At 70.9% G+C, this 23,300-nt stretch carries 22 protein-coding genes, 1 tRNA gene and 2 pseudogenes; 12 read left to right on the top strand and 13 right to left on the bottom strand.

Translation table 11 applies throughout. The features are described from left to right. The first annotated feature begins 28 nt into the window (after window positions 1–28). On the top strand, window positions 29–985 hold the full coding sequence (gene rlmB, locus ACF1B9_RS31320; protein ID WP_391745845.1) for a 23S rRNA (guanosine(2251)-2'-O)-methyltransferase RlmB: 957 nt from the start codon (window positions 29–31) through the stop codon (window positions 983–985). A gap of 105 nt (window positions 986–1,090) precedes the next feature. Further along, complete coding sequence (locus tag ACF1B9_RS31325) at window positions 1,091–2,731, top strand: DoxX family membrane protein (RefSeq protein WP_391745846.1); 1,641 nt, start codon at window positions 1,091–1,093, stop codon at window positions 2,729–2,731. A 90-nt stretch (window positions 2,732–2,821) separates the two neighbouring features. Here ACF1B9_RS31325 and ACF1B9_RS31330 read toward each other — a convergent pair whose 3' ends face one another. The 3 genes from ACF1B9_RS31330 to ACF1B9_RS31340 all read right to left on the bottom strand — a co-directional run bounded on the left by ACF1B9_RS31330 (window position 2,822) and on the right by ACF1B9_RS31340 (window position 5,354). Then, window positions 2,822–3,532, bottom strand: coding sequence for a nucleotidyltransferase family protein (locus tag ACF1B9_RS31330; protein WP_351075293.1), 711 nt, complete (start codon window positions 3,530–3,532; stop codon window positions 2,822–2,824). A 34-nt stretch (window positions 3,533–3,566) separates the two neighbouring features. Then, window positions 3,567–3,980 carry a hypothetical protein gene (locus ACF1B9_RS31335; protein WP_391745848.1) on the bottom strand — a complete coding sequence of 138 codons (414 nt, stop codon included), beginning with the start codon at window positions 3,978–3,980 and terminating at the stop codon, window positions 3,567–3,569. 237 nt (window positions 3,981–4,217) lie between these two features. Then, on the bottom strand, window positions 4,218–5,354 hold the full coding sequence (locus ACF1B9_RS31340) for an ABC transporter ATP-binding protein (protein ID WP_391745849.1): 1,137 nt from the start codon (window positions 5,352–5,354) through the stop codon (window positions 4,218–4,220). A 179-nt stretch (window positions 5,355–5,533) separates the two neighbouring features. Here ACF1B9_RS31340 and ACF1B9_RS31345 point away from each other — a divergent pair. Further along, window positions 5,534–5,607: transfer RNA gene (locus ACF1B9_RS31345), tRNA-Thr, on the top strand. A 185-nt stretch (window positions 5,608–5,792) separates the two neighbouring features. On the opposite strand, the gene ACF1B9_RS31350 is transcribed toward ACF1B9_RS31345, so the two are convergent. Genes ACF1B9_RS31350 through ACF1B9_RS31360 form a run of 3 tightly spaced genes read right to left on the bottom strand, consistent with a single transcriptional unit; the run spans window position 5,793 to window position 8,759 of the window. Beyond that, window positions 5,793–7,238, bottom strand: a complete 1,446-nt coding sequence (locus tag ACF1B9_RS31350; protein ID WP_391745851.1) for an MFS transporter — start codon at window positions 7,236–7,238, stop codon at window positions 5,793–5,795. Next, window positions 7,228–7,920 carry an SDR family oxidoreductase gene (locus ACF1B9_RS31355; protein WP_391745853.1) on the bottom strand — a complete coding sequence of 231 codons (693 nt, stop codon included), beginning with the start codon at window positions 7,918–7,920 and terminating at the stop codon, window positions 7,228–7,230. Before ACF1B9_RS31355 ends, ACF1B9_RS31350 begins: the two co-directional genes overlap by 11 nt. Then, window positions 7,917–8,759, bottom strand: a complete 843-nt coding sequence (locus ACF1B9_RS31360; protein WP_391745855.1) for an acyl-CoA thioesterase — start codon at window positions 8,757–8,759, stop codon at window positions 7,917–7,919. The genes ACF1B9_RS31355 and ACF1B9_RS31360 overlap by 4 nt, the downstream gene beginning before the upstream one ends. Before the next feature lie 390 nt (window positions 8,760–9,149). Between ACF1B9_RS31360 and ACF1B9_RS31365 the strand changes: the two genes are divergently transcribed. Together ACF1B9_RS31365 and ACF1B9_RS31370 are read left to right on the top strand one after the other, a co-directional pair. Then, the gene (locus tag ACF1B9_RS31365; RefSeq protein WP_376274467.1) at window positions 9,150–9,593 is read left to right on the top strand and encodes a winged helix-turn-helix transcriptional regulator; all 444 of its coding nucleotides are present in this window, start codon (window positions 9,150–9,152) and stop codon (window positions 9,591–9,593) included. 23 nt (window positions 9,594–9,616) lie between these two features. Beyond that, entirely contained in the window at window positions 9,617–10,189 is a 573-nt protein-coding gene (locus ACF1B9_RS31370) for an NUDIX domain-containing protein (RefSeq protein ID WP_391745857.1), read from the top strand. A 121-nt stretch (window positions 10,190–10,310) separates the two neighbouring features. Here the strand turns inward: ACF1B9_RS31370 and ACF1B9_RS31375 are convergent, their stop codons facing one another. Together ACF1B9_RS31375 and ACF1B9_RS31380 are read right to left on the bottom strand one after the other, a co-directional pair. Next, window positions 10,311–11,711: an NAD(P)/FAD-dependent oxidoreductase gene (locus ACF1B9_RS31375; RefSeq protein WP_391745859.1), complete on the bottom strand. Its 1,401-nt coding sequence runs from the start codon at window positions 11,709–11,711 to the stop codon at window positions 10,311–10,313. A 55-nt stretch (window positions 11,712–11,766) separates the two neighbouring features. Then, on the bottom strand, window positions 11,767–12,441 hold the full coding sequence (locus ACF1B9_RS31380) for a rhomboid-like protein (RefSeq protein ID WP_391745860.1): 675 nt from the start codon (window positions 12,439–12,441) through the stop codon (window positions 11,767–11,769). Window positions 12,442–12,465: 24 nt separating this feature from the next. Between ACF1B9_RS31380 and ACF1B9_RS31385 the strand changes: the two genes are divergently transcribed. The 3 genes from ACF1B9_RS31385 to ACF1B9_RS31395 all read left to right on the top strand — a co-directional run bounded on the left by ACF1B9_RS31385 (window position 12,466) and on the right by ACF1B9_RS31395 (window position 14,758). After that, on the top strand, window positions 12,466–13,491 hold the full coding sequence (locus tag ACF1B9_RS31385; protein WP_391745946.1) for an aminoglycoside phosphotransferase family protein: 1,026 nt from the start codon (window positions 12,466–12,468) through the stop codon (window positions 13,489–13,491). Next, entirely contained in the window at window positions 13,488–13,961 is a 474-nt protein-coding gene (locus ACF1B9_RS31390; protein ID WP_391745862.1) for a GNAT family N-acetyltransferase, read from the top strand. Before ACF1B9_RS31385 ends, ACF1B9_RS31390 begins: the two co-directional genes overlap by 4 nt. A gap of 119 nt (window positions 13,962–14,080) precedes the next feature. Next, window positions 14,081–14,758: a pentapeptide repeat-containing protein gene (locus tag ACF1B9_RS31395; protein WP_391745864.1), complete on the top strand. Its 678-nt coding sequence runs from the start codon at window positions 14,081–14,083 to the stop codon at window positions 14,756–14,758. Between the two features lie 35 nt (window positions 14,759–14,793). Here ACF1B9_RS31395 and ACF1B9_RS31400 read toward each other — a convergent pair whose 3' ends face one another. Both ACF1B9_RS31400 and ACF1B9_RS31405 read right to left on the bottom strand, forming a co-directional pair. After that, window positions 14,794–15,291 (bottom strand): hypothetical protein, encoded by a 498-nt coding sequence (locus ACF1B9_RS31400; protein WP_376274452.1) that lies wholly within the window; start codon window positions 15,289–15,291, stop codon window positions 14,794–14,796. 114 nt (window positions 15,292–15,405) lie between these two features. Then, a pseudogene (locus ACF1B9_RS31405) lies at window positions 15,406–15,513 on the bottom strand (LuxR C-terminal-related transcriptional regulator); the annotation flags it as partial. On the opposite strand from ACF1B9_RS31405, the pseudogene ACF1B9_RS31410 reads away from it, so the two are divergent. Further along, window positions 15,509–15,916 (top strand): annotated as a pseudogene (locus tag ACF1B9_RS31410) (heme-binding protein); the annotation flags it as partial. The pseudogenes ACF1B9_RS31405 and ACF1B9_RS31410 sit on opposite strands and share 5 nt — an antisense overlap. Window positions 15,917–16,119: 203 nt before the next feature. Beyond that, entirely contained in the window at window positions 16,120–17,529 is a 1,410-nt protein-coding gene (locus ACF1B9_RS31415) for a M1 family metallopeptidase (protein ID WP_391745866.1), read from the top strand. Window positions 17,530–17,556: 27 nt separating this feature from the next. Here ACF1B9_RS31415 and ACF1B9_RS31420 read toward each other — a convergent pair whose 3' ends face one another. Both ACF1B9_RS31420 and ACF1B9_RS31425 read right to left on the bottom strand, forming a co-directional pair. Then, window positions 17,557–19,137 (bottom strand): M4 family metallopeptidase, encoded by a 1,581-nt coding sequence (locus ACF1B9_RS31420; RefSeq protein WP_391745867.1) that lies wholly within the window; start codon window positions 19,135–19,137, stop codon window positions 17,557–17,559. Between the two features lie 253 nt (window positions 19,138–19,390). Beyond that, entirely contained in the window at window positions 19,391–19,966 is a 576-nt protein-coding gene (locus ACF1B9_RS31425) for a TerD family protein (RefSeq protein WP_391745869.1), read from the bottom strand. Between the two features lie 206 nt (window positions 19,967–20,172). Here ACF1B9_RS31425 and arfB point away from each other — a divergent pair, with 206 nt between their 5' ends. Next, the gene (gene arfB / locus ACF1B9_RS31430) at window positions 20,173–20,607 is read left to right on the top strand and encodes an alternative ribosome rescue aminoacyl-tRNA hydrolase ArfB (RefSeq protein WP_391745871.1); all 435 of its coding nucleotides are present in this window, start codon (window positions 20,173–20,175) and stop codon (window positions 20,605–20,607) included. Window positions 20,608–20,642: 35 nt separating this feature from the next. Here the strand turns inward: arfB and ACF1B9_RS31435 are convergent, their stop codons facing one another. Beyond that, the gene (locus ACF1B9_RS31435; protein WP_391745873.1) at window positions 20,643–21,149 is read right to left on the bottom strand and encodes a flavin reductase family protein; all 507 of its coding nucleotides are present in this window, start codon (window positions 21,147–21,149) and stop codon (window positions 20,643–20,645) included. A 367-nt stretch (window positions 21,150–21,516) separates the two neighbouring features. On the opposite strand from ACF1B9_RS31435, the gene cdgB reads away from it, so the two are divergent. Further along, on the top strand, window positions 21,517–23,160 hold the full coding sequence (cdgB, locus tag ACF1B9_RS31440) for a diguanylate cyclase CdgB (protein ID WP_391745875.1): 1,644 nt from the start codon (window positions 21,517–21,519) through the stop codon (window positions 23,158–23,160). Window positions 23,161–23,300 lie beyond the last annotated feature (140 nt).

Genomic DNA, 23,300 nt, shown 5'->3' on the forward strand with positions numbered 1-23,300 from the left:
GTCTGAGAAGAAACGAAACAGGTAGGTCATGGCCGGGAACAGCCAGCGCAGGAACCGCCGCACGTCCAACAAGAAGGGCGCGCAGGTCGGCAGCGGTGGGCAGCGACGCCGTGGCCTCGAAGGCAAGGGCCCGACGCCTCCCGCCTCCGCCCGCAAGGGACACAAGAAGAACCGCATCGCCAACGCCCAGGCCAAGCAGGCCGCGGTCCGCCGCCCCGCGCCCCGGCGCGGCGGCGTCAAGGGCACGTCCGAGATGGTCGTCGGCCGCAACCCGGTCTACGAGGCCCTGCGCGACGGCGTCCCGGCGACGACCCTGTACGTCCAGCAGTACATCGACAACGACGAGCGGGTCCGCGACGCGCTCCAGCTCGCCGGTGCGCGCGGCAACATCAACCTGATGGAGGCCCCGCGCGTCGAACTGGACCGGATGACGAACGGCCTGAACCACCAGGGCCTCGTCCTCCAGGTCCCGCCGTACGAGTACGCGCACCCGGAGGACCTCACCGCCGCCGCGTACGACAACGGCGAGGATCCGCTGATCGTCGCCCTCGACGGCGTCACCGACCCGCGCAACCTGGGTGCGATCGTCCGCTCCGTCTCCGCGTTCGGCGGGCACGGCGTGGTCGTGCCCGAGCGGCGCGCGGCCGGAATGACGGCGGGCGCGTGGAAGTCGTCGGCGGGCACGGCGGCCCGTACGCCGGTCTCCCGGGTGACGAACCTGACCCGGGCCCTGGAGGGCTACCAGAAGGCCGGTCTCACGGTCGTCGGCCTCGCGGCGGACGGCGAGCACACCGTCGAGGACCTGGAGGCTCTCGACGGCCCCGTCGTCATCGTCATCGGCAGCGAGGGCAAGGGTCTGGGCCGCCTCGTCGGCGAGACCTGCGACTACCGGGTCCGCATCTCGATGCCGGGCGGCGCGGAGTCGCTGAACGCCGGTGTCGCGGCCGGGATCGTCCTGTACGAGGTCGCGCGGCGCCGGGCCTGAGACGCACCCGGACGGGGGGCGGCCGACCGGGGCGCCCCCCGTTGACGGGTCTCGGACACATCGGGCCCGTCAAGGCAGTGTCCTAAACACACATCACTCGGTTAGATGAGTGTGGACACCAGAACGCCTCGGTTCGACGAACTACCCGCCCTGAGCATGACCAAGGTGGACTGCGACCCCGCGCAGGTCATCGTCAACCACGCCAGCTTCCGGGTACAGCTCGCCCCCGGCCAGCGTCCGCGGCTGCGCGGTCCGGCCCGCGCGGGCACGCCCAGGATCCCCGCCATGAGCGGCGGCGCCGGAGCGGTGCGCGGCAGGCGCTCGCCCGTCGTGTGGAGCGGCAGGTCCGCCCCGGGCGATCCCGGCGCCACCGGGCTCCTCCAGGCCGTACGGAACTCCACCGCGGGCCGGCCGACCTCCGCGTACGACTCCTACGATCCCTACGCCCCCCGCACCGGCCACGACTTCGACGGCGGGATGGGCGGCACCCAGGTCATCGAGCGCCTGGAAGAGACTCGGCCCAACCCCGTCATCACGGCACCCCGCCGGCCCGACCGCCCCGGCAACGGCCCGCTGCTGCCGCCCATGCGCCAGGCGGTCGGCGCCTACGACCCCGTCGACACCGGACCGTACGGCCGCGCGGCGTACGACGACGAGTACGACGACGAGTACGACGACATCACCGAGGCCCGGGGGCCGCGGCACGGCAACGACTCCGTGCGGCACGCGTACTACCCCGGGCGCCGTATGAACCTCGGCGTCGTGCTGCTGCCCATGCGCGTCTTCCTCGGCTTCATCTCCGTCTACGCCGGCATGGGCAAGCTGTGCGACCCCGTCTATTTCGACGGCGGCGAGCGCGGCTCCATGGTCAAGTGGCTCACCTCGCTGCACCCTTGGGCGCTCGCCGAGCCGCTGCGCGACTTCGCGCTCTCGCACCCCGTCGGCGCCGGACTCACCGTCGCCTTCCTCCAGGTCGTCGTCGGCGTCCTCACCGTCCTCGGCCTCTGGCAGCGCGTCGCCGCCTCCGTCGGCGCACTCCTCTCCGCCGCCCTGCTGGTCACCGTCAGCTGGCGCACCGTCGCCGTCTACGACGCGCCCGACATCATCTTCCTCGCCGCCTGGAGCCCGCTGATCATCGCGGGCGCCCCCGTCTACTCCGTCGACGGACGGCTCGCCGGCGAGGCCTGGCGCAGGCTCGGCCCGCGCTCGGCGATCTGGGACCTCCGCCGCCGGGTGCTGCGCCGGGGTGCCGTCGTCGCCACCGTGGTCGTCGGCCTCACTCTGCTCGTGGGTTCCATGCTCGGCGGCGCGGTCCGTTCGTCCGGGGTCGTCACCGTGCCCGGCCCGAACGGCAACCCGACCAACCAGCTCCCCGGCTCCCCGCTCCCGCAGGAGTCCCAGAGCCGCAGGGCCTCCCACACGCCCGGCGGGAAGCGCCCCTCGCCGTCCCGCAGCAGTGCCTCCACCACTCCTTCGGCCCAGGCGTCCACGCCCGCCGCGGACTCCGTGCGCGAGTCCGGCCAGGCGGCCGGTGCCGGGCAGCCCAGCCAGACCCAGGGCACCGTGCAGCAGCCCCCGCAGCAGACGGCCCCGCAGCCGCCTCCGTCCGGTAGTTCCGGCCCGAGTTCCTCCGGCTCCACCGGCGCCGGCGGCAGCTCGGCGACCGGCGGATCGGACGGCGGTGGCGGCTCCACCGGCGGCACGTCCGGCGGCGGGCAGAACCCCATCGGCGGTCTGCTCGGCTGAGAGCCTGTCGGGTCGGCACAGGACGCAGGGGCGGTCACCGGTTCGTTCCGGTGACCGCCCCTGCGTCGTGCCTCGTCGCGTGTCACAGCACTACGGCCCGTCGAGCTCCTTGGCGGCCTCGGTCAGGTCCTTCGCGGTGTCGATGGCCCGCCAGTACGCGCCGTGCGGCAGCGGATACCCGGCCAGCCTGCGCTCACGGGCCAGCCGCGGGAACGTCGTCCGCTCGTGGTCGCCCAGGTCCGGCAGCAGGTCGGTGAACGCGGGGGAGAAGACGTACACGCCGGCGTTGATCAGATACGGGGAAGGCGGCGACTCGATGAAGTCGGTGATGTGCCCGAACGCGTCCGTCTCCACGGCGCCCCACGGGATGCGGGGACGGGCCAGGGCCAGGGTGGCGGTCGCGTCGCGTTCGGCGTGGAACGCGGCCATCTCGCGCAGGGAGAAACGCGTCCAGATGTCGCCGTTGGTGGCGTACCAGGGCTGCTCCGGATCGGGGAGCCGGGCGGCGGCGTACTTCAGCCCACCGCCGCGTCCCAGGGGCTCGGACTCCACGACCGTCGTCACGCGCAGCGGCAGCACGGCCGAGTCCAGCCACTCCTGGAGCACCTCGGCCAGATGACCGCACGACACCACGGCGTCGGTCACGCCCTCGGCGGCCAGCCAGGAAAGCTGATGGCCGATGATCGGGGTCCCGGTGCCCGGGATCTCGACCATCGGCTTGGGGCGGTCATCGGTGTACGGGCGCAGCCGCGACCCCTGGCCACCTGCCAGGACCACGGCCTGCGTCGGATACGTATGCATGCCAGGCACGATATGCGGTGCCCGGACCGGCCGGTCAGCTGAACTGTGCGACGCCCGAGGCGAAGGACGTGTCGCAGACGGGACGCGAGAACCTGTGGGCCCGCGTCGGACCGTACTGCTCGACGGCCGCGCGGCCCAGCGCCCTGGCGATCGACATGCAGTGCTGGGCGAGCGAGGGCCGGGCCTCGACGGAACGCTGCAGGTCCGTCAGGGCGACACCCGGGTCCTTCTCCCGGAGCTCCAGGAGCAGCCGGTCACGGAGGAGGTCCTGCGGGGTGCGCGTCCGGGCAGGCTTCGAGACGTCCTGGGCGGAGGCGGCCAGGACCTGGGACTCGGAGTTGTGCGCTGCCCACGGCACGCTGGTGACGGCGAGGGTCCCGGAGAGGACCATCACGACGGGCAGGACGAAAGCGAGGGATCGGCCGATACGGCGAGCGGTGTGGGTCACGCAGCGAGCGTAGCGGGCAGTGATGATCTGGCGACATTACGTCACTCTTGAGGGGGATGGTTCGAGGGCGTTTTTCGAATCGCGTGTTGACGGGCCGCTGTGAAATGCCCGGTGTGCCGGGGAATCCGGCACCGTACGGATTCAAACCCGGACGCGCCCCGCGACGCGCGAACGGCCCCGCACGAAGAACGTGCGGGGCCACTGTGGTGCGGTGATGCCGGTGCGCGGGGCGGGGCGTCAGTCGGTGAGACGCGCGCCCGTCGAGGTCGAGAAGACGTGCAGCTCGTCCGGGCGCGGCACGACGTGCAGCTTGGTGCCCTTCTCCGGAACGGCGCGGCCGCCGACGCGGACGACCAGGTCCTTGTCCTGGCCGCCGACCTGCGCGGAGCCGTAGACGAAGCCGTCGGCGCCGAGCTCCTCGACGACGTTGACCGAGACGGCCAGACCGGCCGGGGCGTCGGCGCTGTCCTTCGAGAGGGACTTCGCGGCGGCGCCGCCGTGCTCGACGATGTCGAAGTGCTCGGGGCGGATGCCGACCGTGACGGTCGTGTCGCCCTTCTCCGAGGCGGCGGTGAGCGCTTCGCGGGAGACCGGGACGACGCTGTTGCCGAACTTCACGCCGCCGTCGGTGATCGGGACCTCGACCAGGTTCATGGCCGGGGAGCCGATGAAGCCGGCCACGAAGAGGTTCGCCGGCTTGTCGTACATGTTGCGCGGCGAGTCGACCTGCTGGAGCAGACCGTCCTTGAGGACCGCGACACGGTCACCCATGGTCAGGGCCTCGACCTGGTCGTGCGTGACGTACACGGTCGTGATGCCCAGACGGCGCTGGAGCGAGGCGATCTGCGTACGGGTGGAGACACGGAGCTTGGCGTCGAGGTTCGACAGCGGCTCGTCCATGAGGAAGACCTGCGGCTCACGCACGATGGCCCGGCCCATCGCGACACGCTGACGCTGACCACCGGAGAGCGCCTTCGGCTTGCGGTCCAGGTACTCGGTGAGGTCGAGCATCTTGGCGGCCTCTTCGACCTTCGCCCGGATGTCGGTCTTGTTGACACCGGCGATCTTGAGCGCGAAGCCCATGTTGTCCGCGACGGTCATGTGCGGGTAGAGCGCGTAGTTCTGGAACACCATGGCGATGTCCCGGTCCTTCGGCGGCAGGTGCGTGACGTCGCGGTCACCGATGCGGATCGCGCCGCCGTTGACATCCTCAAGACCCGCGAGCATGCGCAGGGAGGTCGACTTGCCACAACCGGAAGGACCGACGAGGACGAGGAACTCGCCGTCCGCGATGTCGATCTCCAGCTGGTCCACGGCCGGCTTCGTGGAGCCGGGGTAGACGCGGGACGCCTTGTCGAACGTGACACTGGCCATGCTGGATCTTCTCCTTCACCGGCAGGAACGTGCCGGACGATCCGAGTAAGGGAGTGGTCTGGTCCACTTGGGTGAATCCTCAGCGACGCTACCTGGACATTTGAAATCTGTCAGTAGTTCGAGGACCGCGAAATTTCGGGACCGCGCGGGGCGCGGTGTTGGTTACACTGCTCCGGCACGCCTCCTTAGCTCAGCTGGCCAGAGCAACGCACTTGTAATGCGTAGGTCGTCGGTTCGAATCCGACAGGGGGCTCGGCAGGAAGCCCAGGTCAGATGTGCTCTGACCTGGGCTTCTTTCGTTCAGTGGACGCGGCGGCGACGCCGGGCGCGGGCCGCGCCGGTGGCCGTGGGGCCACTTGCGGGTTCAGAGGCAGGTTCCGGATCGTCGGGGATCGTGTCCGCCGTGCGGCGGCTGCCGGAAGCGCCCGCTTGCGGCCTTTATGGGGTGGTGACCCTGCGACGGGACCATGCCGACAGTCCGAGTGCCAGTGCCGTGCCGACGAGGAGGACCGCGACCGCGACCCAGGTGGCGTGCGAGACCGCGTCGGTGAAGGCGGTGCGCGGGTCGCGGACGCGGGGGAGGCGGTCCTCGAAGCGTGTGGTGATCAGTGTGCCGAGGATGCTGGTGCCGAGGACGGCGCCGATCTGGCGGGCGGCGTTGACGGTGCCGCCCGCCTCGCCCTCGCGGCCGTGTGGGACGTGGCCCACGGCGAGGGCGGTGGACGGGGCGTTGGCGAGACCGCAGCCGAAGCCGAACAGGACGAAGGCGGCGACGTACCCGGCGAACCCGATGTCCGGTTCGACCTGCGCGAAGAGGGCGGCGCCGGCGGCCGCGAGCAGCAGGCCCGCCGTGATCAGGACGCGCGGGCCGAGTCGGCGTACCAGTATTCCGGCCAGAACCGAGGCGGCGATGAACGTGCCGAATTCCGCGAGGAGTTGGACGCCTACCTGCAGGGCGGTCAGTCCCCGTACCCGCTGCAGCCACAGCACTTGGAGAAGGGAGAGGCCGACGAAGCCGAACAGGACGGTCGCGGCCAGCAGAAGGGAGGCGCTGTAGGAGGGATCGCGCATCAGCCGCAGGTCGACCATGGGGGCGGTACGGCGCAGTTCGACAAGGACGAAGGCGGCCAGCAGGAGGACCGCTGCCACGGCGGCGGCCAGGGCCCGTGCGGAGCCGTAGCCGTGGTGACCGCCGTCGATCAGCCAGAAGACCAGGAGCGCGAGACCTGCGATCGCGGTGAACTGTCCCGTCCAGTCCAGGCGCTGGGCAGGGTTGCGGGACTCGGTGACCCGGCCGAGCGCGACCGCCGCCGCGAGGCCCGCCACGACGAGGTTGAGCCAGAATGCCGCGTGCCAGGTCCACCAGCGCAGCGCGAGGCCCGCGACGAGGGGGCCGACGGCCAGGCCCAGTCCGGAGGTGGCCGCCCATGCGGCGATCGCCCCGGCGCGGCGGCGCGGGTCGCGGACGGTGTGGGTGATCAGCGCGAGCGAGCTGGGGGTGACCAGGGCGCCGCCCAGGCCGGCGATCGCCTGGCCGGTGAGGACGGTGGCCAGGTCGTCGGCGAGGACCAGCACCAGCGCGCCTGCGGCCATGGCGGCGGTCCCGGCGAGAAAGACGCGCTTGCGCCCCCACCGGTCGGCCAGTGCGCCGGCGCCGAGTACGCAGGACGCCACGATCAGGGTGTACATGCTCGGCACCCACACCATGTCGGCCGGGGCGAGGTGCAGGTCGGCCTGGACGGCGCCGAGCGTGCCGATGGTCTCGGTGGTCTGGAGGAACACCGTGAACAGCCCCAGGCAGGCGGCGACGAGGACCGGCCCGGGGCGGCTGCCACGGGCGTTGTCGCGCACCTCGGCCGTCGCGTCACGCAGATCAGTGGTCATGGTTCTCTCCTCCGGAGAGCATGGTCCTGATCTGGCGGGTGACGGCGTCGGCGAGGACTTCCTCGCGGCCTGCCTCGACGGCGTCGAGGACCTGCTCGACCACGTCGGCGGGGCTGATCTTGGGCTGGTCGGTGCCGGCCGGCATGTCGGTGTCGATGAACGCGGCGTGCACGGCGACCGTGAGGGTGCCCTGCGGGCGGAGCTCTTCGCGTACCGCGTTGGTCATCGACCAGGCCGCGGCCTTGGAGACGCCGTACGAGCCGATCTGCGGGAGCGTGTGCCAGGAGAGCACGGAGAGCATGTTGACCAGGGCTCCGCCGCCGTTCCCGCCGAGAACGGGGGCGAAGTCGCGGCACATGGCGAGCGTGCCGAACAGGTTGGTCTCCAACTCGGCGCGCGCCCCGTCGAGAGTGTCCGCGGTGAGCAGCGAATCGCCGCGCAGGATGCCCGCGTTGTTGATCAGCAGGGTGGTGTCGGAGCAACGCTCGGCGGCTGCGGCCACGGAGGCCGGGTCGGTGATGTCGAGTGCGACGGGTGTCAGCCCCGGGTCGGTCACGGTCTTCGGGTCACGTGCTGCCGCGTACACGGTGTGCGCGCCGCGAGCCAGCAGGCCGCGGGCGAAGGCGCGGCCCAGTCCGCGGTTGGCTCCGGTGACGAGCGCAACGGTTCCGCCGATGTTCACAGGGTCTCCTGCAGGGGTGTCGTGGCCGCGGGTGCGGATGCGTGCTCCGCGGGGGCGTCCTGGACGACGCGGGCCTGGCGGGCGAGGGCCAGCAGTCGGCCGTCGGCCGACCACACCGCACTGTCGTCCACCGCCCAGCCGCTGCCGGCCTGTTCGGTGCGGATCCGGACCAGGGCCCAGTCCGCGCGTGCTCCGGAATCCAGCGCGTCGGTGAAGTGGATGGTCAGCTCGGCGGTCGGCACCGGGCGCGGGGTGTGCCAGCGCGCGAACAGGGCCGGTGGGAGGACGTCGGTGAGGGTGACGACCGCGGCCTCGTCCAGCGCCCGCCCGTCGGTGAACCGCACCCAGGCGACCAGTTCGGCCCGCTCGCCCCCGGCGAGAGGCAGGGCCTCGGTGGCGGGACGGATCTCCACCTGCCGGGCGAAGGCCACGAACCCGGCCGACAGGTCGAGGGGCCGGCAGTCGGCCGGGCCCGGTACCCGGGGCGAGCTCCGTCCGTCATATCTGGGCCCCCGGCGGCCGCGGCCGAATACCGCCGAGCCCACGAGCACCGTGGTTCCGTCCTGATGGCCTGTGAAGGCACAGGTCGCGGCCCGGCGCCCCACCGACGGCCTGGCCAGGGACAGATGGAGCGGACCGGTGTCGACAGGAGCGAGGAAATGAGCGGTCAGGGCGCGGACCGGGCGGCCTTCCCCGACGGCTCGTTCCCGCATGGCGGTGAGCGCCGCCGCCGCGACATGACCCCCGTGCGCACCCGCCCAGGATCGCCACAAGGGGTCGATCCGAGCCCATGCCTCCTCATCGGTGGCATGCGCGCTGCCGGGTGGTGAAGCCCTCATTCCGGTCTCCTCGTTCGGGCGAGCCCAACGAGCCCGCTGGATAGTTGGAAAACAGGACTTACTATAGGTAGGTCAGTTTGAAAATCAAACCTTCATGTTGTTCGGTGCTGGACGCCACTCCGGGCGTCGACCTCTGAGCGGACATGCGGGTCTCGTTCTCCAACGCGCTGTGCCATAGTGAGTTGGAAACGACAACTGGCCCGAAGGGCGGGCGCGGGCCGGACCCTCTGCATACGTGCCGGGCTCGCATGCGCAGGACCACGCCGCCGCCGCTTCCCGCACCGGCCGCCCGCAGCGGGGCGCCTGCGGCCGGCAGGCGCGACCGCCGAAGCGGCGCCCGGATACGCCGTGACCCGTCAGCACGCCGCAGCCCTCAGGAGGTCCACGCAGATGCCCGCCGCTCGCCCACGTCCCTGTTCCATCGCGAACTCGCTCGCCGTCATCGGCGAGCGCTGGAGCCTGCTCGCGCTGCGGGAGGTGTTCCTCGGGGCGCGCCGCTTCGACCAGATCGCGGCGAACACCGGCGCCAGCCGGGACATCCTCACGGCCCGGCTGAAGAAGCTCGTGGAGAACGGAGTCCTGGCCAAGGAGCTCTACCAGGCCCACCCTCCGCGCTACGAGTACACACCGACCGAAGCCGGACTCGCGCTGCAGCCGGTCCTGCTCGCCCTCATGGAATGGGGCGACCGCTACGTGACCGAGGGGGAACCCCCGACGGTGCTCAAGCATGACTGCGGCGCGGTACTTCACCCCCGCACCGTCTGCGACGCCTGCGGCGGGCCCGTCCCGCCCGACAGCACCCACGCGATCCGACTCGGCGGCGTCCCGCAGTAGTCCGGGGGCGCCCCGGCGCCGGGGTGAGGACAGGCCCGGCCGGCCCGTCGCCGGCACAACCCGGGCTGTGGCACCTGCCGGGCGGAGGGATCGATCCGGGCGAGCAGCCGCGGGAGACGCCGGCGCGTGAACTGTACGAGGAGACGGGCCTCGAACTTTTCGAAGCCCGGCTGGTGGACGCGCGGACGAGGCGGACGAGCGGACAAGGCGCACAAGCGGTCGACGTCAACACGGCCGACACGGCCGACACGGCCGACACGGCCGACACGGCCGACACGGCCGAGGCGGTCGACGTGGTCGGGGCTCTGCCGATCAGACGAAGGGTTTTCATGGTTGCCGGGAAGATGCACCCCGACGAGGTTGAGCTCGACGTCCCTCTCGTGAGACGGCTCATCGGCGCGCAGTTTCCGCAGTGGACGGATCTTCCCCTTGAACCGGTGGCCTCTTCGGGCACGGACAACGCCATGTACCGGCTCGGCCCGGACATGGCGGTACGGCTGCCCCGTATCCCCGGAGCGGCCCTGCAGGTGAGCAAGGAGCAGCAGTGGCTGCCGAGGCTCGCGCCGCTTCTGCCGCCGCCCGCGCACGACACGTGATCGGGGAGGTCCTGGCCGACCACGGCTCCGGCACCTGAGCACCCGCTCGGCCTTCACCTCGCTGACCGCATGGCCCGACGACCTCCGCCACCCACCCGGTGGCGGAGGTCCGGCCGTTCGCTCAGTGCCGTCCGGACAGCCGGTCCGCGGCCTTGGCGACGGGGTCCGTGCCCGCGCGGGGCGAGGTGAGTTCGCGGCGGTCGGCGGCGCGGTAGGCGGCGTACATGCCGTGGACGCCGAGCCAGCGGAAGGGTTCCGGTTCCCACCGGCGGACCTTGTGGTTGACCCAGGGCAGGGATGTCAGCTCCGTGGGGCCGGACTGCCCGGAGTCCTGCTGGATCAGGTCGCGCAGGGTACGGGCGGCGAGGTTGGTGGTGGCGACGCCGGAGCCGACGTAGCCGCCGGCCCAGCCGAGACCGGTGGAGCGGTCGAGGGTGACGGTGGCGCACCAGTCACGGGGGACGCCGAGGACACCGGACCAGGCGTGGTCGATGCGCGCGGCCGCGGTGGTGGGGAAGAGGCGGACGAGGATGTCGCGGAGAGCCTCGATGGTGGCGAGCTGGGTGCGGCCGTCGTTGTCGGTGGCCGAGCCGTACCGGTACGGCACTCCGCGACCGCCGAGCGCGATGCGGTCGTCGGCGGTGCGCTGGGCGTACATGTAGGCGTGGGCCATGTCGCCGAGGGTTTCGCGGCCGTCCCAGCCGATGGTGTCCCACATCGACCTGGGGAGCGGTTCGGTGGCGATCATCGACGAGTTCATGGGGAGCCAGGTGCGCTTCTGGCCCTTGAGGTTCGCGGTGAAGCCCTCGGTGCAGCGCAGGATGTACGGGGCGCGGACGGTGCCGTACGGGGTGCGGGCGTGCTTGGGCTCGATCGCGGTGACCGGTGTCGATTCGTGGATGGTGACGCCGAGCGCCTCGACGGTCGCCGCGAGGCCCTTGACGAGTTTGACCGGATGCAGGCGGGCGCCGTGCGGGGTCCAGGTGGAGCCGACGGCTCCGGTGACGTTGACGCGTTCGGCGGTTTCGCGGGCGCCGCGCAGGACGCGGTCCTTCTCGCCGAAGGCGATCTCCACGGAGTGGAAGTCCTTGAGCCGGGCCAGTTGGGCCGGTGTGTACGCGACTTCGAGCACACCGCCCTGGTGGATGTCGGCGTCGATGTTCTCCTCGGCGGCGACGCGGACGACTTCCTCGACGGTGTCGTTCATCGCCTGCTGGAGGCGGACGGCGGCTTCGTGTCCATGGAGTTTCGCGTACCGGTCGCGGCCCGCGATGCCGTTGTAGAGCCAGCCGCCGTTGCGCCCGGAGGCGCCGTAGCCGCAGAACTTGCCTTCGAGGACGACGATGTTGAGGAAGGGCACGGCCTTCTTGAGGTAGTAGGCGGTCCACAGCCCGGTGTATCCGCCGCCGACGATGCAGACGTCGGCGGTGGTGTCGCCGGGCAGGGGCTCCCGGGCCAGGGGGGTGCCTTGGTCCGCGTACCAGAACGATATGCCGCCGTTGACGGTGCTGACGGTGCTCATGTTGCCCCTGCTTTGTCCGGTGTGAAGCCCTGTGGTGAATCGTGTGAGCGGGACGTTACTGCGCCGGAGGGGTTTTCGTCCTGTGCCGGGAGCGGGTCAGCGGGTAGCAGGCGAGGCCGATGAGCACGGCGGTGAAGTGGCCGACGTCGGTGAAGGTGGGGCCGATGATGAGCGGGATGCCGTAGAAGACGACGACGGCGAAGAGGTACACGTACCGCCAGGGCGCCGGGACGTGGTACGTGAGGACCGCGACGACGCCCGCGAGCGCGTAACTGACCCCGATGTCCAGCGTGTTGGCGGCGGACTCCGGTACGTGTCCGTGCCGGATGGCCCAGGCCAGGATGCCTTCGCTGACGAGGCTGGCGAGGACATGGGCCGCGATGGCGACGGCGAGCCAGCGCAGGGTGCCCAGCCAGCGTTCGGCGGAGGCGTGGAAGACGGTGTAGAGGACGGCGTAGGGGAGCCACCGGCCGCTGTCGATCCAGAGGGCGCTGACGATCAGTACGCGTACGGGGTCGTGGGAGAGTTCGTGGATGTTGGTCGAGCGCTGACGCAGGAAGTCCTCCTCGAAGTCCGGGGACATCTGGTGCACGATGACGGTCGTGACGAAGAGCGCTGCCAGCCAGATGTAGGTGCCCGGTGCGCTGCGGATCCATGAGCCGACGCTGCGGATCCACGAGCCGGCGGTGGTGCGCGGCCGGGTGGGCTGGGCGGGGCTGCTCGGAGTCATATCCGATTGACGCACGCCTCTACGATCGTCCGCGTGATTGACATTCCGGACGGACTGATCGACACCCAGTCCAAGTACAACGGAGCGGCCGGGCGGGCCTTTCTGGCGGCGCTGCCGGGGCGGGCCGCCGAGTTCCTGGAGCGGTGGGGGCTGCGGCGGGACGGTGAGGCGTTCCACGGGGTGTGCGCCCTGGTGCTTCCGGTGGTGCGGGTGGCCGACGGTCGTCCGGCGGCACTGAAGCTTCAGCCGGTGGACGAGGAGACCGTGGGGGAGCCGGTCGCGCTGCGGGTGTGGGGCGAGGCGGGCGCGGGGGCCGTGGAGCTGCTGGATCACGACGCTGCGACGGGGACGCTGTTGCTGGAGCGGCTGGACGGCCGCCGCTCGTTGGCGGGGATGGCGGACGAGCGGGAGGCGGTGCTGATTCTGGCGGAGCTGCTGGCCCGGCTGTCGTCCGTACCGGCTCCGGCTCCGGCGGATCACGGGCTGCCAGGACCACTGGCCCCGCCGGGATCGCAGGCCCCGCCGGGATCGCCGGAGCTGCGAGGGCTGCCTCCGCTGCGAGGACTGGGGGAGATGACGGAGCGGATGCTTCAGGAGGCGCCGGGGGCGGTGGCGGCGCTGGTGGACGAGGAAGAGCGGCGGCTGCTGGCGGACTGTGCGGCGGCGGTCCGGGAGGTCGCCGGGGAGCCGGGGGACCGGTTGCTGCACTGGGACCTGCATTACGGGAACGTACTGGCCGGGAGGGAGGGCCGGTGGGTGGCCATCGACCCGAAACCACTGGTCGGCGATCCGGGGTTCGAGCTGCTTCCGGCGCTGGTCAACAGGTTCGACGCGGCGGCGGTGCGGTGGCGGTTCGACGTGATGACGCAGGCGCTGGGGCTGGACCGGGAGCGGGCGCGGGCCTGGACTCTGGGGCGTCTGCTGCAGAACGGTCTGTGGGACGTGTCGGACGGGCGGCGGCGGCTGGATCCGGAGCAGGCCGAGATCGCGCGGCAGTTGCTGGGGGCGGAGTCGGCCGGTCACGGGCCGGTGCTTACGCTGCCCTCATGATTCGCACCGCGACCCCTGCCGATGTACCCGTCATCCACGCCATGGTCCGTGAGCTGGCCGACTACGAGAAGGCCCTGCACGAGGTGAGGGCCACCGAGGAACAGCTGCACGAGGCGCTGTTCGGCGAGCGGCCCGCCGCGTACGCGCACATCGCGGAGTCGGACGACGGCGAGGCGGTCGGCTTCGCACTGTGGTTCCTGAACTTCTCCACGTGGCGTGGGGTGCACGGCATCTACCTGGAGGACCTGTACGTGCGTCCGGAGCGGCGCGGCGGCGGGCACGGGAAGGCTCTGCTGACGGAGCTGGCGCGGATCTGTGTGGCGCGGGGCTACGAGCGCCTGGAGTGGTCGGTGCTGAACTGGAACACCCCGTCCATCGCGTTCTACGAGTCGCTGGGCGCGCGGCCGCAGGACGAGTGGACGGTGTACCGGCTGACGGACGGGGCATTGGCGGAGCTCGGCGGACGGTAGGCCCCCACGGGGATGCACCGGACACCCGGGAGGTCAAGCCCCGTCGTGGCGCCGCGGTCGTTCTGTTTCACCCGCAGCCGTGAGGGGCGTTGTCAGTGGGGTGGGTGACGATGGGGGGCATGGCACGCAGCAGCAGGAAGACGGACACCATCGCGACGGCACGCCGGCCGGAGGTGCGGCTGCCGCCGCTCGTTCCGTACGACGGGGAGGGCCTGGAGCCCGACGGGGACTACGACGGGGTGCGCTTCGAGGGGGCGGATCTGGCGGACGAGTCGGGGCCGGGCGCCCGGTTCATGGACTGTGCGCTGAACGGCTGCGCACTGGACCGCACGGAGCTGGTCAGGGCCCGCTTCATCGACTCGGTGCTGACGGGCGTACGGGGTGTGGGCACCGATCTCGCGGGGGCGTCGCTGCGGGACGTGGAGGTGGTGGACGCACGGCTGGGCGGGGTGCAGCTGCACGGCGCGGTACTGGAGCGAGTGCTGGTGCGCGGCGGGAAGATCGACTACCTGAATCTGCGGAAGGCGCGGCTGAAGGACGTGGTGTTCGAGGGCTGTGTGCTGTCCGAGCCGGATTTCGGGAATGCCGAGCTGGTGCGGGTGGAGTTCCGCGACTGCGTGCTGAAGCGGGCGGACTTCAGCTCCGTACGGATGGAGGCGGTGGACCTGCGGACGGTCGCGGAGCTCGACATCGCGCGCGGGGTGGAGCGGCTGGCGGGTGCGGTGATCAGCCCGGCGCAGCTGATGGAGCTGGCTCCGGCGTTCGCGGCGCAGATCGGGGTGCGGGTGGAGGCTTAGTGCTGTGGCCGTGACCGCCGGGCCGGACGCCCGGATCAGACACGGGGGAAGCGGGCCTGGAGGTCCCAGATCACGGGATTGTCGGCGAGCCCTTCGTGCATGTCGGCGAGGTCGGCGATCAGATCGTGCAGGAAGTCGCGGGCCTCGCGGCGCAGCATCGAGTGGTTGAAGGTGAGCGGGGGCTCGTCGCCGGGCATCCAGTCGGCCTCGACGTCGACCCAGCCGAAGCGGCGTTCGAAGAGCATCCGGTCGGACGACTCCGTGAAGTCCAGCTCCGCGAACTGCGGCCGGTGCGAGCGATTGCCGCGCGGGTCCTGGTCGATCTGCTCGACGATGTCGCACAGCGCCCACGCGAAGTCGAGCACCGGCACCCATCCCCAGGCTGTGGACACCTCGCGGTCCGCCTTGGTGTCCGCGAGATAGACGTCCCCGGAGAAGAGATCGTGCCGCAGGGCGTGGACGTCCGCGCGGCGGTAGTCGGTCTGCGGGGGATCGGGGAAGCGCCGGGAGAGGGAGTAGCCGATGTCGAGCACGGTTCGATGGTGTCATGCCCGAGCACGGGCCGACGCCGGGGCGGGTGGCTGCTCGATCGGGTGCGGCCGCTGCTGCGGCGCTCCTCGCCGGATCCACCGGGGCCGGTCCGGGGCCTACGGGAGCAGCCGCTGCTCCTTCGCCCCGGCGACGGCGCCCGCGCGGGTGTCGACGCCGAGTTTGTCGTAGATGCGGCCCAGGTGGGTCTTCACCGTGGCCTCGCTCCAGCAGACCACCCACCTGACCGTGGCCGCCGCCACCAAGGCCGCGCAGGCCACCCTCGACGCCGCGCAGAAGGAGAACCAGCGTGTCTCCGTCGCCGTCGTCGACCGCAACGGCAACACCGTCGTGACGCTGCGGGGCGACGGCGCCGGCCCGCATTCGTACGAGTCGGCCGTGAAGAAGGCGTACACCGCCGTCTCCTGGAACGCGCCCACCTCCGAGCTGGCCAAGCGCCTGCAGCAGGCTCCGACCCTCAAGGACATCCCCGGCACCCTGTTCCTCGCGGGCGGCGCCCCGGTGCAGGTCAAGGGGGCCCCGGTGGCGGCCATCGGCGTGGCCGGAGCCCCCAGCGGTGACCTCGACGAGAAGTTCGCGACGGTCGGCGTCGCAGCCCTCGCCAAGTAGTCCGAGCGGCCCGAACGCGCGAGCGGGCCCGGCAGGCCCGCGGAACGGGCGGGCGGGGCGAACAGGGTCTTCCGGCCCGCGTCATTCCGGCCCCCGCCCCGCCCGGCCCGCTTCCCCCACCTGGCTCACCCCCCGCCCGGCGCCCGGCCGGCCCGCCGCGTCGGCACCCCGCGTTCAGACGTCCCGTGCCTAGGATCGCGTGTGTGGATCACCGAACACCGGTTCGCCGTACGGCACGCAACGTCGCCCTCGCCCTGCTGGTTCTGACGACCTCGACCGGTTGCGCCGGAGGCGTCGAAGGCACTCCCGGCGCGGCCGGTCTGCACGACCCGTACTTCCCGAGGCTCGGCAACGGCGGTTACGACGTCACGCACTACGATCTCGCCCTCGACGTCGACGCGCCCGCCCGCCGGCTGCGTGGCACCGCGACCATCACCGCGCGCGCCACCCAGGACCTCAGCGCCTTCAACCTGGACCTCGTCGGACTCACCGTGCAGTCCGCGACCGTCGAGGGCCGCCCGGCCGCGGTCAACCGGGCAGGCCACGAGCTGACGCTGCGTCCCGACGCCGACGTCGGGAGCCACCTCCGCAAGGGCAGGACGTTCCGTACCGTCGTCCGCTACTCCGGCAACCCGCAGACCATCACCGACCCGGACAAGTCGAAGGAGGGCTGGCTGAGGACGGCGGACGGAGCGGTCGCGCTCGGTGAACCGACCGGGTCCATGGCCTGGTTCCCCGGCAACAACTACCCGAGCGACAAGGCGTCGTACGACATCACCGTCACCGTCGCCAAGGGGCTGACGGCCGTCTCCAACGGCGAGCTGGCGTCCCGCGCGACCTCCGACGGCACCACCACGTACCACTGGCACGTCGCCGAACCGATGGCGAGCTATCTCGCGACGGTCGCCATCGGCCGGTTCGACACGAAGTCGTCGACCACCCCGGACGGCATCAAGGTGTTCACCGCCGCGGACACGAAGGTGGCGGCGGACAGCGCGCGGGTGCTCGCCCGCGTTCCCGAGGTCGTGAAATGGGAGGCGGAACGTTTCGGCCCGTACCCCTTTTCCGCCACAGGCGCGATCGTCGGGCGTCCCGGGGACGCCGGATACGCGCTGGAGACCCAGAACCGGCCGTACTTCCCGGGCCCGCCGAGCACCGGGCTGCTCGTCCACGAGATGGCCCACCAGTGGTTCGGGAACTCCGTCACGCCCGAGAGCTGGCGGGACATGTGGCTCAACGAGGGCTTCGCGACCTACGCGGAGTGGATGTGGGAGGCCGACAAGGAGGACAACCCGGTCCAGGACCGGTTCGACGCCGCCTTCGAGGACGACGACAACTGGGCCTTTCCGCCCGCCGATCCACCGACGGCCGCGGACATCTCGCAGGCCCCGGTGTACGGGCGCGGGGCGATGGTGATCCACAAGATCCGGCAGGCCGTGCACGACGACAAGAGGTTCTTCGCGCTCATCAAGGGCTGGACGAAGGCCCACCGGCACGGCAACGCGTCCACCGCCGACTTCACCGCCTATGTGGGGAAGACGACCGGTCAGGATCTGACGAAGCTGTGGAACACCTGGCTGTACGGCAGGAGCCGGCCTGCCTCGGAGGGCTGACCGGCTCCCGTGCACGAGCGGGTGGTGCTACTTCACGTTGACGCCGCTCCAGGCGGCGTCGACGGCCGCGAGTTCGGCGCTGTCCGCCCCGTACAGGTCGGTCGCGGCCTTCTCGGTCGCCGTGCGGGCGGCCGCGTAGTCGGTGCTCGACGTCATGTACTCGGAGAGGGCCTTGTACCAGATCTGGACGGCCTTGTCCCGGCCGATGCCGGTGACCGTGGAGCCGTCGGCGGTCGGGGAGTCGTAGTCGACGCCGTTGATCGTCTTCGCGCCGCTGCCCTCGGACAGCAGGTAGAAGAAGTGGTTGGCGACGCCGGAGGAGTAGTGCACGTCGAGGTCGCCGACGCTGCTGTCCCAGTAGTCCGCGGAGCCGCCGTCCTTGCTCGGCTTGTCCATGTAGCGCAGCGGGGTGCCGTCGCCGTTGATGTCGATCTTCTCGCCGATGAGGTAGTCGCCGACGTCCGTGCTGTTGTCGGCGGAGAACTCCACCGCGGTGCCGAGGATGTCGCTGGTCGCCTCGTTGAGTCCGCCGGACTCGCCGAAGTAGTCGAGGTTGGCGGTGGACGCGGTCAGGCCGTGGCTCATCTCGTGGCCCGCGACGTCGAGAGCGGTGAGGGCGCTCTTGTTGTCGGCGCCGTCGCCGTACGTCATGCAGAAGCAGCTGTCGTCCCAGAAGGCGTTGACGTACGCGTCGCCGTAGTGGACCCGCGAGTACGCGGCCTTGCCGTCACCGGCGATGCCGTCGCGGCCGAACGCGGACTTGTAGAAGTCCCAGGTCTTCGCCGCACCGTAGGCGGCGTCGACGGCGGCGGTCTGGCGGTCGTTGCCGGTGCCGTCGCCCCAGGTGTCGTCGTCGTCCGTGACGAGGGAGCCGGTGCCGCTCTCGCCCTGGTTGAGGTCGTACGTCTTGTGGCCGCCCCGGTCGCCGTCGGTGAGCTCGAAACCGGAGCCGGCCTTGGTGGTCGTCAGATCGACCTGGCCGCTGTACTGGCTGTTGCCGATGCCGGTCTCGATCGCCTCGTAGCTCTGGAGCTTCTTGCCGGTGGTCGCGTCGGTGATGATGTGCAGCCTGCTGGGCGTGCCGTCCTTCTGCACCCCCGTCCTCACCGTCTCGAAGGCGAGGACGGGCTTGCCGTCGCCCGCCCAGATCACCTTGCGGGCGGCGGTCGCGGTCTTGATCTTCGCCGTCGTCGACGGCACGGATATCCGGGCCTTGGTCGCCTTGGTGACGCCCTTGAGCCCGCCGCCGCGAGCGGTGTGGGTGACCAGGTCGCCGCCGATGACCGGGAGCCCGGCGTAGGTGCGCTCGTAGCGGGTGTGGACCGTGCCGTCGGCGTCCTTGATCACATCACGGACGATCAGCTTCTCCTTGCTGCCGAGACCGAGGGAGTCGGCGGTCGAAGAGGCGTCGGTCTGGGCGGACTTGATGGCGGCGGTGCGCTGCGAGCCGCTGTTCGCGGCGAAGGGGACGGTGCTGCGAGAGGCGGAGGGGGCGTCGGTGCCGTTGTCCGGGGCGGCGTTCGCCGATCCGGTCTGGACGCCGACGACGACCATCGCGGCCACGGCGGCCAGGGCTGCGGCGCGACGGGTGTTCATGTGGGGGGTCATGTGTTCTCCGTTGCTCGTTCCGTGGGGGGTTACGAGCGGAGAGCGTGCCACCGAATGACCAAGATTGACGGTGTACTAACAAATACCTCACATTTTTTTGACCACTTCTTGTCCGAATGAAGTGCGCTTGTGTTCGCTATTCGGCGGGACCCAGGGGCAGTTGTGCAACACCGCGCAGACGCACGGGAGCCCCCGGCCGCGAGGGACGCGGCCGGGGGCTCCCGGTGTGTACGGATCTACCGGCTGCGGAACGTCAGAGGTTGACGCCGAAGTCCTGGGCGATGCCGCGCAGGCCCGAGGCGTAACCCTGGCCGACCGCGCGGAACTTCCACTCCGCACCGTTGCGGTAGAGCTCGCCGAAGACCATGGCGGTCTCGGTGGCGGCGTCCTCGCTCAGGTCGTAACGGGCGATCTCCGTGCCGCCGGCCTGGTTGATGATGCGGATGAAGGCGTTGCGCACCTGGCCGAAGTTCTGGCTGCGCGTCTCGGCGTCGTAGATCGAGACCGGGAAGACGATCTTGTCGACCTCGGCCGGCAGGCCCGCCAGGTTGACGTTGATCTGCTCGTCGTCGCCCTCGCCCTGACCCGTGACGTTGTCACCGGTGTGGACGATGGTCTGGTCCGGCGTCGACTTGTTGTTGAAGAAGACGAAGTGGCCGTCGGAGACGACCTTGCCGCCGGCGTCCACCGCGATCGCCGAGGCGTCGAGGTCGAAGTCGGTGCCGGTGGTGGTGCGGACGTCCCAGCCGAGGCCGACGGTGACGGCGGTCAGGCCCGGGGCCTCCTTGGTGAGCGAGACGTTGCCGCCCTTGGACAGGCTTACAGCCATGGGAAGTCCCTTTCATCGTCGAGTGCGGGCTTCATGCCATCAAGAAGCTACCGTCACAGGTCATAACGCGGACGAGGGACCGGGAGGTTCCTTCTCCCTTTACTTTCTTTACTGAAGTCCCCCGGTCGGCCCGATGTCCTGCCTGTGCCGTACGGCACAGCCCGTACGGCAAAAGAAGATGACGAACACCCCGTGGGCCGGGGAACATGGGTGTCATGTCCGGGCCCTATGTCATCCGCGGTTCGGTCTCCCTGCCGGAGGCCGAGCTCATGTGGCGTTTCTCGCGGTCCTCCGGGCCCGGCGGGCAGCACGTGAACACCAGCGACTCACAGGTGGAGCTCCGCTTCGACCTCGCGGCGACCGATTCGCTTCCCGAGGTGTGGAAGGAGCGGGCGCTCCAGCGTCTGGAGAACAGGCTGGTGGACGGAGTGATCGCGGTACGGGCGTCCGAACACCGCTCCCAATGGCGCAACCGGGAGACGGCGCTCGTGCGGCTCGCCTCCCTGCTGGCCGAGGCCACGGCGCCGCCCCCCAGACCGCGCCGCAAGACCAGGATTCCGCGCGGTATCAACGAACGCCGGCTGCGCGAGAAGAAGCAGCGCGGCGACACGAAGCGCGGGCGCTCCGGCCGCGACTGGTGACGACGCACGACCGGCCGTGCGGCGGTCGGCAGGACTCACCCCAACTGCCGGTACCGCCCCCGGAAGTACGTGAGCGGTGCCCCGTCGCCGCTGGGCAGGGCCGCGCTCAGCACCCGGCCGATCACCAGCGTGTGGTCGCCCGCCAGGACCCGCTGCTCGGTCCGGCACTCCAGCGTGGCCAGCGCGCCGCCGACCAGTGGCGCGCGGGTGGTCTCTCCCCTCGAAAAGGGGATGTCCTCGAACAACAGCCGGTCGCTGATCCGGCCCTTCATCGCGAACCGTCCGGCGACGTGCCGCTGGCTCTCGGCGAGCACGGAGACCGCCCACAGCGGCTGTTCCGCCAGCAGATCGTCCATCCGTGAGCCGTTGCGCAGGCTGACCATGACCAGCGGTGGGTCCAGCGACACCGACATGAAGGCGGTCGCCGTCATCCCGACGTCCTCGCCGCGTCCGTCCTCGTCCAGGGGCGGTTCCTCGGCGGTGATCAGCACCACTCCGGCGGCCAGCCGGGCGAGGGCGCCACGGAACTCATCGTTGCTCACCCCCTCAGCATGGAGGATGGGCTCGGAACGCGGGGCGGGGGATTTCGTCTGCAACACACCCGGCACGCTAGCCGCGCCCGCCGTCCCGCCGCATCGGACCAGGGGACCAGGCCGGTCCTAGGACCCCGGCCACGGTCGCGGCGGCCGGTACTGCAACGCCCGGATTTGCGTTCAAGAAAAGGACGGACCGCAGCCGCGCGGCACGCACGCCCCTTTACCATCTGTTGTGACTTGAGTCACAGAGTGCAATATTTGCTGACCCTGTGTACCGACTGCACAGCTCACTGTGATTCAGTGGCCGTGACACTGCAGTAAGTACGTCGATATGAAACCTGGAGTGCTGTCGAGGTCTCGGGGAGTGCGAGCAATGGAGGCCGAGTCGGAGCCGTACGTCCGTCTTGCGACGCTGCGGCAGCTGCACCAGGCCGTCGCCGATCTCAATACGGCGCGGAGCCTGGCCGACACACTGCAGACCGTGGCCGACGGAATCGTCGCCGGTCTCGGCTACGAGCTGGCCTGCGTGAACCTGGTCCGTGCCGACGGCGATCTCGTCGTCGCCGCCTTCGCGGGCAACAGCGCGGCGGAAGCCCTCATCACCGGCCGCGTCGGCTCGCGCAGCTCCTGGGAGCGCAGGCTTTCGATGGGTGAGGAGTGGGACGAGCTCCGCTTCATACCCCACACCGACGGCTGGGTCCTCCTCGACGACGACGTACCGCAGTGGCACACCGACGGGCCCGATCCCCGCTTCGAGGACGAGTGGCACCCCGAGGACCGCCTCTACGCCCCGATGTACGCGTCCGGCGGCGGTTCCGATCTGCTGGGCGTCATCTCCGTCGACCGCCCCCGCAACGGCCGCCGCCCCGGCGCCTGGGGCCGTGAGGCCCTCCAGATGTACGCGTCGCAGGCGGCCATTGCGATCAGCAACGCCCGGCTGAGAGCAAACATGCAGCGCGCGCTGGTCCGTCTGGAGCGGGAGCAGCAGGCGCTGCGGGCCAGCGAGGAGTCCTTCCGCCAGGCCTTCGAGTACGCACCCAGCGGCATGGCCATCGCCGAGATGGGCGGCGACCAGCACGGTCGGCTGCTGCGCGCCAACGACGCCCTGTGCCGGCTGCTCGGCCGCCCGGCGTCCGTGCTGCGCCGTTACTCCTTCGCCGACCTCGTCCACCCCGAGGACATCGGCACCCTGCTGCGCACCTCCGCCGAGGGCGGTCGGGCCGAGCTGCGGCTCGGCCGCCGGGACGGCACCTACCTCTGGGTGTCGCTGCGCAACTCCGTCGTGGCCGACACCGCGGACGGCCCGCGCTTCCTGCTCACCCACGTCGAGGACATCGAGGAGCGCAAGCGCCACGAGCTGCATCTCGCGCACCGTGCCTCGCACGACGCGCTCACCGGTCTGCCCAACAGCGCCGAACTGCGCTCCCGGCTCGGTTCCCGGCTCTGCGAGCGCCCGCACTCGGTGGCCACCACCCCGGTCGAGGCGCTGGACGCCGCGTACGGCGACGCCGACGATCCGGACGCGCGGACGCACGGCCACGACGTGGACGCGGCGCCCGGCGGGCCGTACGACCACCATGTGCATTCCGTCGCACCCGACACCGAGAACGACGACGGGGCGAAGGGCCTCGCGGTCCTCTTCTGCGACCTCGACGGCTTCAAGTCGATCAACGACCGCTTCGGCCACCACACCGGCGACGCCGTCCTGATCGAGGTCGCCCGACGCCTGACCACCTGTGTCCGCGACGGCGACACCGTCGCCCGGCTCGGGGGTGACGAATTCGTCGTGCTCGCCGACGGACTCGGCGCCGCGGACGCCGCGGACCTGGCCGTACGCCTCCGTAACGCCATCATTCCGCCCATCCGGGTCGACGGGCGGGCGGTACGTGTCGGGGCGAGCTTCGGCATCGGCTGGGCCGCCTGCGGCATGACCGCCGAAGAGGTACTGCGCTCCGCGGACCAGCGGATGTACGTGGAGAAGCGGTCCCGGGCGAAGGTTCACCGCCGGGCCGGCTGATGTTCATGGCGGTGCCGTTCCCGCACGCGGCCGCGGTTGCGGGACGGGCGACGGCAATTCTTGGGGCGGGCCGTTCGGGGTAGGCTCGGCCGGTCGGCCACGGCTGGCAATTTTCGGCGACGGCTGGCGACATGGTGAGG

Source organism: Streptomyces sp. NPDC014727, assembly GCF_043083485.1.
In the GTDB taxonomy this organism is placed as follows: domain Bacteria; phylum Actinomycetota; class Actinomycetes; order Streptomycetales; family Streptomycetaceae; genus Streptomyces.